A 12,287-nucleotide genomic window follows, 5' to 3' on the forward strand; every position below is an offset into this window, starting at 1 on the left:
CTCAAGGATTGTCATGCGGGAGAAACGAGTCATGCGTGCACATTGGTTGACGGTGCCGGTGCTGGCCCTGCTTGCCAGCACATCCAGCTGGGCTGCCGATTGCCCGGCATTGTTGCAGGGTAGCCTGCCAGAGTTGCGCGGCAAGGGGCAGGTCGAGCTGTGCGAGCGCTTTGCCGGCAAGCCGCTGGTGGTGGTGAACACCGCCAGCTATTGCGGTTTTGCCCCGCAATTCGAGGGGCTTGAGGCGACGTACAAGGAATATCACGGGCAGGGCCTGGAAATGCTGGGCGTGCCGTCCAATGACTTCAAGCAGGAAGACGCCGATAGCGAAAAGACCGCCAAGGTTTGCTATGCCAACTATGGCGTTACCTTCACCATGACCAAGACGCAAGCTGTGCGGGGCAAGGATGCGATACCGCTGTTTGCGGAGCTGGCCAGCCAGAGCAGTGCGCCGAAGTGGAATTTCTACAAGTATGTTGTCGATCGTAAGGGGAAGGTGATTGGTAACTTCTCCAGCCTGACCAAACCGGATGATCCTGCGTTCCGTGCAGCCATCGAAAAGGCCATCGCTTCACAGCCGTAGCTGAAGTGCGTGGTGGTTGGGTACATGACAACCTCCAAGATAGCGATGTAGGTATCGCTTCTTGGCGTCTGTTGTCACGGGGCAGGCCCACCAAAAAACGCTGCGCTCCCCTCATCCGGCCCAGCGCTTGACGGGCATCCATGCCCGTCACCTCCCTCCGCAAGGCCTGCGTTCGGCCTCCTGAAGTCGCGAAGATCAAGAGCCGGGCCGTGGTTGGGTGGGTTACTGTGCGTGCACCGTTATCGCCACCAATCGCACCACCACCGGCCTGACCACCAACACACACAAAAACGCCACTGGCATCGCCAACTGATAAGCCTTGAGCACATTGCCCAGATACTCCGGTGTCACCCCGGCATTAGCCGCGGTGATCACGAAGCACATCAACAGCGCCATGATCGATGACATGTAGAACGCGAAAACATAGGGCGTGGCGACCGGGTGCAATTTGCGTCGGCTGCGCGACTGGGACAGGTTGCTCATGCGAACTCCTGAAAGTTGAATGGAGGCGCAGGTTAGCAATGCTCCGGCACGTAACTGTAGACCTGTGCTATTGAGTTCTTTATAAAGAAATTCTTACGAATCAAAGAGCGTTTCATGGACCTGCTCAACGCCATCCGCTGTTTCATCAAGGTGGTCGAGGCTGGCAGCATCGCCGCTGGTGCGCGTAATCTCGGCCTTAGCCCGGCAGCCGTCAGCCAGAACCTGGCGCGACTCGAAGGCCACCTGCGGGTACGCCTGCTCAGCCGCACCACACGCAGCATGGCCTTGACGCCTGCAGGCACCCAGTATTACGAGCGCGTGAAGCACATCGACCGTGACCTGGCCTTGGCCGAACAGGCGGTTACAACCCCAGACAGCGAGCCCCAGGGGCGGCTGTGCATCGCCTCGACGTCCGCCTTTGGCCGACACGTGCTGGCGCCGCTGATACCCGCATTCAGTGCCCGATATCCCCTACTTTCGATAGAGTTGATAACGACTGATCGCCGGGTAAACCATGCCCGTGAAGACATCGACGTAAGCCTGCGCATTGCCCCGCAACTGGAAGACCGACTGCTGGCCCGGCACATTGCCCGCATCCCGTTCATTTGCTGTGCCTCACCCGGATACCTGCACAGCGCAGGTGTACCCGCTACGCCCGAGTCATTGCTCACTCACCGGTGTCTGGTGTTTCGCTACCCGGTGGATGGGCGGTTTCTGCGCTGGGGTTTCGTGCGCGACGGGCTGCGTTTTGACGCGGAGTTCGGCAGCGTATTGATCAGTGACGATATCGATGCCCTGACCCAAATGGCACTGCATGATGGTGGTATCGCCCGCCTGGCCGAGTTCATTGTCCGGCCTCATCTTGCCTCCGGTGCGCTCGTACCGCTATTCGAATTCAGCGACAGCGGCCAGGCCTATGCCCAGACCGAGCCGATGGATATCTACCTGTGCCTGGCCGACCGCTTTGCCATGACCACCAAAGTGCGGGTGTTCATGGACTACCTGCGCGACTGTCTGGGGGCTCGCTGGCAGGTGCAGGCATGAAAAAACCGCCACGAGGGCGGTTTTTCATGTGACGCGTACGAATCAGAAGCGGTAGGTGAGGGATGCACCGATACCGTGAGCGCTGTTCTCGTACTTGGCCTGGTAGCTGCCCTTGGTCGCGCTGACCTGGTTGACCTTGGTGTCCTCCTCCCACAGGTAGGAGTAGGCAACGTCGATGGTCATGTCGTCGCTCGGGCTCCAGCCAGCACCCACGCTGAACACTTTACGGTCGCCAGTCGGGATGCGTGGCGAGCGGTCGTGGTTGTTGGTTGGCGACTGGTCGACGGTGAAGCCGGTGCGCAGCACCCACTCCTTGTTGACCTTGTACGATGCACCAATGGCGTGAGCCCAGGTGTCATGCCAGTTCTGTTCCTCGGTAATGGTCTGGAACGGCGAGCCTGCCAGCGGTGCGGGGACATCGTTCTGCACGGTGATGTCTTTCAGGCGGCTCCAGCGCGTCCAGGTGCTACCTGCGTACAGGGTCCACTGGTCGTCCAGCTCATGGGTAACCGAGAGGTCGACGGACTCAGGCGTTTTGATCTTCAAGCTGGCGTCGAACTTGTTGCCGTTGAATGGCCCGATCAGCGGGGTGCTGACGCGGGTCTTGCCCTCGAGCTTGTAGTCCACCATCGAGTGATAGGTCAGGCCGACGCGGGTACGGTCGGTGGCCTGTACCAGAACGCCGATGTTGTAGCCAACGGCGGTATCGTCACCCTTGATCTTTACTTCGCCGTCGTTGCGGCCTGGGGTGAACGGGTTGATCAGGCTCGAGCCCAGCTCACCCTTGATGCGGTTGATGGTAGGACCGAAACCGATAGATACCTTGTCGTTGAAGGCGTAGCTGACGGTCGGCTGGAAGGTGACTACCTCGACGTGGCTCTTCTTGCCCCAGTAACGTGCGGCATCATCGCTGCCGTAGTCGGTTACCAGGCCAAAGGGTACATAGACACCGAAGCCGACGCTCCAGTGGTCATCGATTGGCTTGACGTAGTAACCCATGGGTACGCCAACGAAAGGCACCATGTCACCATCGGTTTCCCCCCCGAGGTTGCTGCCCGGGCCCGAGATATCGGACTTGGCGATGACGGCAGCGCCGCCCACGGTGAATTGTTCGCGTTTGAGGCGGGACATGCCTGCAGGGTTGCCAAACACGGTGCTGGCATCATCGGCAGAAGAAGAACGTCCCGCGAAACCTGTCCCCATGCTGCTGATGCTCTGTTCGTTGAGCGCAAAGCCGCTGGCGAGCAGATGGCTGGATGCAAGAGCAACGGCAACGCCGAGGGAGGTTTTGAGCATTACTTTTTTCATTATTAGAAAACTCCTTGGGATCTCCGGGGCGAAAAGCTACCAACAAATCACGCGCCGCGCTATAGGCTCAATCGCAGGAGTTAGAGCGGTTTTGTAGGACAATCCGACCAAAATTCCCTTTTTTCCGGTTCAGTTGTAGGACGTGTCTCAAGATGCCTGTGGCAATTTCTGATCTATGCAGGCATGCCAGGCATGGGTGAAGTCGCGCAGGCGGCCTTGTGGGTTGAAAATTTGGCGCCAGATCCGCGCCAGTGCAAGCAAGTCGTCAGCGGCAGGGAGTGGGGTGGCCTGCTCTTCGATGAGCATCCAGGCAATCGCAGTGGAATAGCGCAGGTTGACGGTGAGCTCCAAGTGCGGGCCACCCAGGAAGGCGTGTTGGCTGGCCAGGCCGCGGATCAGGCTGGCGAGGTCGGGGTCACGGGCTAGATAATCGTCCCAGAGCGCCTGGTGACGATGTTCGCCAATACGGTAGAGGCCGTGGCCGCGCCGGTCATGCAAGGCTGAGCCGAGTGCCGACTGGCTGGCGGCGATGCCCAGCAACAAGGCTTCGGCGCTGGCGCAGTGACGGTTCAGGTAGACCAGGGTGGGTCGGATCACATACAGACACAATTCATTCGCCGCGATACCCATGATGCCCTCGAGCAGGTAAGGGCCGGACGGGCGCTGGAGCTTGGCAGCTGGTGAATGATCAGGCCCGCCGGAAGCGGCAAGCACCGCTCGAGTTGAAGTGTAGTGTGATAATCGTGGTGTAAAGAGCTGTTTTTAAATCGATTGCTGCCTGACGTTCCACGCTATATGCCCTAAGGCAATTACGCCAAGAACGTTCAGGCAGGCTTGCGACTCGATGATTCAGCGCTTGAATGACGCGGTATTCGCCGCTCACGCGGTGAGCGACTGGCGAGTCCGGGCGATCACCGCCTGCAGCGGTTCATTGCGGCTGTACTGTTCGGGGTACAGGCGCTCGGTGTGGCAGGCGACGCCGTGTTCGTCTACCAGGGTAAAGCTGAAGCTGCCCTTGCGTGGGGCAACGATAAGGCACTTCAACGGCGAGAAGGCCTGGGAGAGGGTGCCAATGGCAGCCTGAATTTGATGATGAGTTTGCATATTGTTGGAGGTTCCTGCTTTAAACACGGGGGATATGATCCGTGCATGATAGAAACGTTCCAGTGACGCCTTTATTAAGGGACGAACGAACCTGACTGGAACAGGGCAGCCAGAGGGGGCGCAATCAAATGTGGGCGCTTGGGCTGACTGGTAGGTACTTCGGAAGGCAGGCAGCACGCCGGGGCCAAGGTTCTAGGCCGTCGGGGTGGGATCCTGATCAATCTGTCATGTGATTCGTGCTTGAACAGCGCAAGGCTGGCGACAGAATCATTGAATGGGCCGGTCCTGGTTTCAGCAGGGTCGCTCTTGGGGGGAGCGGTTCTGCAAGGACGCTTGTGGCCAGAATTGACTTTCAGCTTGGTACTAACGAGGCGCACCTTACCGCAAGTGCAGAGGTATAGCAAGCATTGCGTTTGTTCAGGTGAGCCGCGCAGTATGGCGCGAATTCTCGCTGCTGTGAAGAGGGGGCAAATGGCCCGTATGCGGGCCGATGTGCCCTTTTCGTGCACTCAATTGGAGGGTTATGGTGCACTTGTTCACATTCGGGGCATCCTCTGTAACAGCCTGGCAACAGGCTTCGAGAACCTCGCCAATGACTTGACTGCATGGTTAAGTCAATGAAAAAAAACACTATTTTTAGCTGGTGAAAAAATCGTCAGTTTGAGCAAAGCCCCCAATTTACGGGGGTTTGCGGGGAATAGGAGAGGGTTGTCCACCGAGTTATCCACAGGAACTGTGGATTGTCCCGGGCGCTTGCTCTAGCACGGGCGTGCCAGCAATAGAAGGAACTGTCCGACAATCGACATGCCCCGACAGACCGGGTGGTCACCCTCCTGAAAACGTCAAGAAAAGATCATTGAAATTTTTTTTCAATCCTCCAGAAATCGACAGGTCAGGGTGAAAAAAAAAGAGTAGAGTGGCGCGCCTTTCGAGTTGCCAAACCTGTTGCTCATGAAGTTCCGCGGTAAACACCTCGCCAGCCCCGCTGCATCGACACCTGCGCCTCCCGCCAAACGCTTTTCCCTGAAAGTGGCCTTGTGGCTGCTCGACAGCCCGCGCCTGGGCGACAAGCCCCAGGTCAAGCATCTGGCCGGGCGCCTGTTGAAGCAGCCAGCGCGCCAGGGCGTGGTGGTGGCGCAAAGCCGCTTGGGGCAGATGCTGTGCCGCGATTGTGGCAACGCCCGCGACCGGCGCATTGGCCATGAGCTGCTGCGCCAGGCCGCCCGTGCAGGGGATCGGCGGGCGCAATTGGAGTACGCGCGGCAGTGCCAGCATAACGAGCCTGAGCAGGCGCGCTATTGGCTGGAGCTTGCGGCAGGGCAGGGGTCGCAGGAAGCGCGGCGGCTGTTGCGGCAGTGGTTTCCTGGCTGAGGTGTGCTGACCCCGAACAGGCCCGCACAGGCAACACAGTGCTCAGGCTGATAAGCTGCGCATCAATCGTCCAGGATCTTTCGGGGTAAGCATGACAGTGGATCTGGCCAGCATTCTGCTGGGCTTGGTGGCGGGCGCTTTACCCTGCCTGGGGTGGGTCATGCAGGTGCAGCGCCGCCAGGGCGCGCGGCAAGGTGAGCAGGCTTTGCTCGAAGAGCGTCTGAACGCCGCCCAACTGGCTCAGGCCGGCTTGCAGGCGCAATTGGACGCCAGCCGCGACGAAGTCAGCGACCTCAGCGAAGCGAACACCGTCAAGCAGGCCCAGCTGGCCGCCCAGGGCCGCGAGCTTGAGCTGCTGCAGATAGACCGCGACAACGCCCGTGACGCAGCTCACGCCTGGCACCTTGAACGTGCCAACCGTGAAGCCGAACTGCGCCGGCTGGAAGCGCAAACCGCCCGCCTTGAGGCCGAACTGCGTGAGCAGCAGGAAAGCCACCAGCAGCGTCTGGAAGACCTGCAGGAGGCCCGTGACACGCTGCGCGCCCAGTTCGCCGACATGGCCACCAAAATTTTCGACGAGCGCGAGCAGCGCTTCGCCCAGACCAGCCAGCAGCACCTCGGCCAGTTGCTCGACCCGCTCAAGGAGCGTATCCAGTCCTTCGAAAAACGCGTGGAGGAAAGCTACCAGCAAGAAGCCCGCGAGCGCTTCTCGCTGGGCAAGGAGCTGGAGCGACTGCAACAGCTCAACCTGCGCCTCTCCGACGAAGCCACCAACCTCACGCAAGCCCTGAAGGGCCAGAAAACCCAGGGTAACTGGGGCGAGCTGATCCTCGAGCGGGTGCTGGAGCATGCCGGCCTGGAAAAAGGCCGTGAATACCAGACCCAGGTCAGCCTCAAGAGCGCCGATGGCGAGCGCTTCCAGCCCGATGTGCTGATCATGCTGCCTGGCGACAAGCAGGTGGTGGTGGACGCCAAGGTCAGCCTTACCGCGTACCAGCAGTTCGTTGCCGGCAATGATGAGGCCGCGCTCAAACAGCACGTGCAGTCGCTGCGCAGCCACGTCAAAGGGTTGTCGAGCAAGGACTACAACCGCCTCGAAGGCCTGCACAGCCTGGATTTCGTGCTGCTGTTCGTACCCATCGAGGCGGCCTTCTCGGCAGCCCTGCAGGCCGAGCCGAACTTGTTCCAGGAAGCCTTCGACCGGCAGATCGTGATCGTCAGCCCCACCACGTTGCTTGCCACCCTGCGCGTGATCGACAGCCTGTGGAAGCAGGAGCGCCAGGGCCAGAACGCCCGTGAGATCGCCGAGCGCGCCGGCTGGCTGTACGACAAGTTCGTGCTGTTCATCCAGGACCTGGACGAATTGGGCAACCGCCTGCAGCAGGTGGACAAGGCCTATGCCGCCGCTCGCAATAAACTGTGCGAAGGGCGTGGCAACCTGGTCAGCCGCAGCGAACAGCTGAAGTTGCTGGGCGCCCGGGCCAGCAAGAGCCTGCCGGCAGACCTGCTGGAGCGGGCGCTGTCCGACGAGGCACTGCCTGACGAGGCGGTTACTGAACCAGGCTCAGATGGCGATTGAGCATGGCGCGCAGGGCTGCTGGCTTCACCGGCTTGGCCAGGTAATCCAGGCCCGATGCATGCACCAGGGCGATGGTTTCCTTGCTGCCGTCGGCACTGATCACCACACCGGGCACCGGTTCACCCAGGCGCGCCCGTAGCCAGCCCATCAACCCGGTGCCGGTTTCACCGTCATCCAGGTGGTAGTCCACCAGCGCCAGGTGCGGGCGCATGCCTTTGGCCAGCAGGGCTTCGCATTCGGCCTGGTTGCGCGCGGTCCATACCTGGCAACCCCAGCGGCTGAGCAGGCTGTTCATGCCAATCAGGATGCTGTCTTCGTTGTCCACGCACAGCACTTGCAGCCCGGCCAGTGGCTGGCCGCCTTGTTGCTCCACCGGGGCACTTGGCACCGGGGCGGCCTGGCGGGCAATCGGCACGCTGACGCGGAACACCGTGCCCTTGCCCGGCCATGAGCGCACTTCCAGCGGGTGCCCCAGCACCCGGCACAGGCCGTCGGCGATCGCCAGGCCCAGGCCCAGGCCCTTCTCGGCGCGGGTCTGGTGGCTGTCCAGGCGCTTGAACTCCTGGAAGATCACCTGCAGCTTGTCGTCGGCAATGCCCGGGCCGCGGTCCCATACCTCCAGCCACAGGCGCTCGCCCTGTCGGCGCGCGCCCAGCAGGATTGGGCTCTTGCCGTAGCGCAGGGCATTGGTGAGGAAGTTCTGCAGCACCCGGCGCAGCAGTTTCATGTCGCTGTCCACCCGCAGGCGGCTGCCGCGCAGGCGGAACTCCAGGCCTTTTTCCGCCGCCAGCAATTTGAATTCGGCCCCCAAGGTGTCGAACAGTTCGTTGAGGGCGAACGGCTTGGCATCCGGGGTGATCTTGCCATTCTCCAGGCGTGAGATGTCCAGCAGGTCGCTGATCAGCTCTTCGGCCGAGCGCAGCGAGCTGTCCATGTGCTGCACCAGTTGCTGGGCTTCTTCATTCATGCCCTCGGCCTGCTGCGACAAGGCGGCGGAGAACAGCCTGGCGGCGTTCAGTGGCTGCATCAGGTCATGGCTGACCGCCGCCAGGAAGCGGGTCTTGGACTTGCTTACCGCTTCGGCCTGGCTCTTGGCTTCGGACAGTGCCTGGTTCAGTTGTGACAGCTCGTGGGTGCGCTCCGCCACCCGTTGCTCAAGGCCTTCGTTGGCATCGCGCAGGGCCTGTTCGGCCTCGCGGAACGGGGTGATGTCGGTGAAACTCATGACAAAGCCGCCGCCGGGCATCGGGTTGCCGATCAGTTCGATCACGCGGCCATTGGGGAACAGCCGCTCGGAGGAGTGCGCGCGGCCCTGGCGCATCCAGTGCAGACGACGCGCCACATGCACCTGGGCCTCGCCCGGGCCGCACAGGCCGCGTTCGGCGTTGTAGCGGATGATATCGGCAATTGGCCGACCGACGCTGATCAGCCCGTCAGGGTAGTTGAACAGCTCCAGATAGCGACGGTTCCAGGCCACCAGATGCAGGTTCTGGTCGACCACGCTGATGCCCTGGTTGATGTTCTCGATGGCGCCTTGCAGCAAGGCGCGGTTGAACTGCAGCACCTCGCTGGCTTCGTCGGCGATGCGCACCACGTCTTCCAGTTGCATGTCGCGGCCTTCGATGGCGGCCTTGACCACAGCGCGGGTCGACGAGGTGCCGAGCACCCCGGCCAGCAACCGTTCGGTGTGCTCGATCCAGTCACCGTCGGCGTTCTGGTTGGGGTTGAAGCCCTTGCCCTGGCGGTAGGCGAAACGGATGAAGCTCTGCCGCGCGCGCTCCTCACCGACAAAGCGCGAGGCCAGGGTCAGCAAGTCGTCGATCTGCACCGCCAGCAGCGGCTTGCTGCTGGGCCGGGCGCTGGTTTGCTGGCCGATGAAGCGGCCGGCCTGCCAGTGTTCGGAAACCCGCGTGCGCGACAGCACCGACACCCAGGCGAACAGGGTGAAGTTGCCCGCCAGTGACAGCACCACGCCCTGGGTCAGCGGGCTGATCGGCAGGTTCAGCGGGTTGCCGTGCAGCCACGCCAACCCTGGGAACAGCTGCAGCGACCAGCCCAGGCTGTGCGCGGCGATTGGCAGCACCAAGGTGTAGAACCACAGGAAAATGCCAGCGGCCAGGCCGGCGAACACGCCACGGCGGTTGGCCTGCTTCCAGTACAGCGCGCCGAGCATGGCTGGGGTGAGCTGAGTCACGGCGGCAAAGGCGATCTGGCCGATGGTCGCCAGGCTGGCGGTAGAGCCCAGCAGGCGATAGCTGACATAGGCCAGCAGCAGGATCACGACGATGGTCACCCGGCGTACCGAAAGCATCCAGTGGCGGAACGCTTCGAACGGCCGCTCGGCGTTGTTGCGCCGCAGCAGCCAGGGCAGCAGCATGTCGTTGGACACCATGGTCGATAACGCCACGGCCTCGACGATGACCATGCCGGTGGCCGCCGAGGCGCCGCCGATGAACGCCAGCAGGGCCAGGCTTGGGTGCGCCTCGGCCAGTGGCAGGCTGATGACGAACGAGTCGGAAATCACCGTGCCTGGCAGCAGCATCTGCCCGGCCAGGGCAATCGGCACCACGAACAGCGCGGCCAGTGCCAGGTACATTGGGAAGACCCAGCGCGCCAGGCGCATGTCCTGGGGTTCGATGTTCTCCACCACGGTCACATGGAATTGCCGTGGCAGGCAGATGATCGCCATCATCGCCACGGCGGTTTGCACCACCATCGACGGCCAGTTGATGGTCTCCTGCCAATAGTCCTGCAGGTGGATCGACTGGCGGGCCTGGCTGAACAGGTCGTCGAAACCGTCATACAGGTTGAAGACCACGAAGATACCGACGGCGAGGAAGGCCAGCAGCTTGATCAGCGATTCGAAGGCAATCGCCAGGACCATGCCACGGTGGTGTTCGGTCACGTCCAGGCTGCGGGTGCCGAACACGATGGCGAACAGTGCCAGCACCAGCGACACCACCAGCGCGGTGTCCTGCACGCGGGTACCGGTTGCGTCAGCGTTGGCGCCGATCAGCAGGTTCACGCCCAGCACGATGCCCTTGAGCTGCAAGGCGATGTACGGCAGCACGCCGATCAGGCAGATCAGCGCCACCACCACCGCCAGTGTCTGCGACTTGCCATAGCGCGCGGCGATGAAGTCGGCGATCGAAGTGATGTTCTGCTGTTTGCTGATCAGCACCATCTTCTGCAGCACCCAAGGCGCGAAGATCAGCAGCAGCACCGGGCCCAGGTAGATGGGCAGGAACGCCCAGAGCTGTTCGGCGGCCTGGCCGACGGCGCCGAAGAAGGTCCAGCTGGTGCAGTACACGGCCAGCGACAGGCTGTACACCCAGGCACGCAGCTTCGGCGGCAACGGCGTGCTGCGGCGGTCGCCATAGAAGGCGATGGCGAACATGATGGCCATATAGGCCAGGGCGACCACGGCGATCAGCCCGCTGGACAACGACATGAAGACTCCGAAGCAAAAAAGGTAACGCGGTCCCGATCAATCAGTCTGGCACGCAGGTGCCGCTTCGTCAGCGCAGACGATGGTTGTAGGCCTGAGCTTGCGCGTGATTGATCTGAAACAAAACATCAATCTTTTCGGGTGCCCATCCCATAAAACACGCCCGCCAGTATCACCGACAACACCAGCAGGTAGAAGATCGCCCCCGGCCACAGATGCACCAGGGCGAACCCCACCATCACCGGCCCCAGCGCCGCCCCCAGGTTGGACAGGTTCTGCGCACCGTAATACACCCCGCGCAAGTGTTCCGGTGCGATCAGGTCGATGAACATGTACTCGGCCGGGATCACGATGATCTCGCCCAGGGTGAACACCAGCATCGCCAGGCACCAGGCCAGTACCGAGCCGGCCAGCGCGAAACCCAGCAGCCCGGCAATGAACAGGCCCATGCCGGCCAGCAGCCAGGGCATCAGGCGCTGGCGGCTGATGCGGCGACCAATCAGGTACTGCAGGGCAATCACCGTCACCGCGTTGGTGGTCACCAGGTAGCCGACCAGGCGCGCCGCTTCGGCCGGGCTGCTGGTTACCACCAGGTACTGGGACAGGTAGGCGGTGAACTGGCCGAACACCACCGCGCTGAGCACCCCGCCCAGGGTGAAGCACACCAGCCGGCGATCACGCGCCAGCCCCAGCGCCACCTGGCCGAAGCCGGCCGCAGGCTTTTCGGGTGCGCTGGCCTGCAGGCTGCGGTCGCCAAGGCGCCAGTAAGCCACGCACATGACCAGGCCAAGCACGGCAGAGGCGATGAACGGCAGATGGTCGTTCAGCTCCAGCATGGCCACGCCCAACAGCGGGCCGGCGGCGTAGCCGACGTTGCTGAGGGTGTACTTGATGGCGAACACCTCGGCCCGCTCCTCCACCGGCAGCAACGCGCAGAAGCCCGCCTTGGCGGCGATGTCGACCACTGCCAGGGCCAGGTTGATCAGCACCAGGCACAAGAAGAACAACAGCGCCGAACGGCTGGCGACCGCGCCGATGAAGGCCAGGGCGAACAGCAGCGTGCTGGCGCTGACCAGCGTGTGGTTGCGCAAGGTGTCGACCAGATGGCCGCCATACAGGCTCAGCAGCGAGGCAATGATCAGCGCGCCGCCGATCAGCAGGCCGATCTGGCTGATCGGCAGCTGAAAGTTGTCGGCCAGGTACACCACCAGGTAGGGCAGGGTGAGGGCGCGGGCGACGGTTAGGCTGAAGGTGGTGAGCAGCAGCAGGCGTACGGTGTGCGGGTAGCGTTTGATGGCGGCGAGCATTGCCACGTCCTTGTTGTTCTGGTGTTCCCAGGCACAAGCATAAGCCAGGCGCGGTGCCTG

10 protein-coding genes are annotated in these 12,287 nt (G+C 62.2%); 4 read left to right on the forward strand and 6 right to left on the reverse strand.

Annotated features, from left to right (window positions below; translation table 11 throughout):
• Positions 1-31 precede the first annotated feature (31 nt).
• Entirely contained in the window at positions 32-583 is a 552-nt protein-coding gene (locus APH35_RS08040) for a glutathione peroxidase (RefSeq protein ID WP_012270966.1), read from the forward strand.
• A gap of 222 nt (positions 584-805) precedes the next feature.
• On the opposite strand, the gene APH35_RS08045 is transcribed toward APH35_RS08040, so the two are convergent.
• Positions 806-1,066, reverse strand: coding sequence for a DUF2798 domain-containing protein (locus APH35_RS08045; RefSeq protein WP_012270967.1), 261 nt, complete (start codon positions 1,064-1,066; stop codon positions 806-808).
• A gap of 114 nt (positions 1,067-1,180) precedes the next feature.
• On the opposite strand from APH35_RS08045, the gene APH35_RS08050 reads away from it, so the two are divergent.
• Positions 1,181-2,110, forward strand: coding sequence for a LysR family transcriptional regulator (locus tag APH35_RS08050; RefSeq protein WP_060514522.1), 930 nt, complete (start codon positions 1,181-1,183; stop codon positions 2,108-2,110).
• Between the two features lie 42 nt (positions 2,111-2,152).
• On the opposite strand, the gene APH35_RS08055 is transcribed toward APH35_RS08050, so the two are convergent.
• From APH35_RS08055 to APH35_RS08065, 3 genes are all read right to left on the reverse strand, one after another.
• Positions 2,153-3,418 (reverse strand): OmpP1/FadL family transporter, encoded by a 1,266-nt coding sequence (locus APH35_RS08055; RefSeq protein WP_060514523.1) that lies wholly within the window; start codon positions 3,416-3,418, stop codon positions 2,153-2,155.
• A gap of 147 nt (positions 3,419-3,565) precedes the next feature.
• Positions 3,566-4,048 carry a hypothetical protein gene (locus tag APH35_RS08060; RefSeq protein WP_012270970.1) on the reverse strand — a complete coding sequence of 161 codons (483 nt, stop codon included), beginning with the start codon at positions 4,046-4,048 and terminating at the stop codon, positions 3,566-3,568.
• A gap of 249 nt (positions 4,049-4,297) precedes the next feature.
• Positions 4,298-4,522, reverse strand: coding sequence for a hypothetical protein (locus APH35_RS08065; protein WP_009686213.1), 225 nt, complete (start codon positions 4,520-4,522; stop codon positions 4,298-4,300).
• Positions 4,523-5,473: 951 nt separating this feature from the next.
• Here APH35_RS08065 and APH35_RS08070 point away from each other — a divergent pair.
• Positions 5,474-5,893, forward strand: coding sequence for a tetratricopeptide repeat protein (locus APH35_RS08070; protein WP_012270971.1), 420 nt, complete (start codon positions 5,474-5,476; stop codon positions 5,891-5,893).
• A gap of 205 nt (positions 5,894-6,098) precedes the next feature.
• Positions 6,099-7,472: a DNA recombination protein RmuC gene (gene rmuC / locus APH35_RS08075; RefSeq protein WP_176729427.1), complete on the forward strand. Its 1,374-nt coding sequence runs from the start codon at positions 6,099-6,101 to the stop codon at positions 7,470-7,472.
• Here the strand turns inward: rmuC and APH35_RS08080 are convergent.
• Positions 7,444-10,923 (reverse strand): hybrid sensor histidine kinase/response regulator, encoded by a 3,480-nt coding sequence (locus APH35_RS08080; RefSeq protein WP_012270973.1) that lies wholly within the window; start codon positions 10,921-10,923, stop codon positions 7,444-7,446. The genes rmuC and APH35_RS08080 overlap by 29 nt on opposite strands.
• 125 nt (positions 10,924-11,048) lie before the next feature.
• Positions 11,049-12,227: an MFS transporter gene (locus APH35_RS08085; protein WP_060492611.1), complete on the reverse strand. Its 1,179-nt coding sequence runs from the start codon at positions 12,225-12,227 to the stop codon at positions 11,049-11,051.
• Positions 12,228-12,287 lie beyond the last annotated feature (60 nt).

Origin of the sequence: Pseudomonas sp. NBRC 111132, assembly GCF_001320565.1 — a bacterium.
Lineage (GTDB): Bacteria > Pseudomonadota > Gammaproteobacteria > Pseudomonadales > Pseudomonadaceae > Aquipseudomonas > Aquipseudomonas putida_P.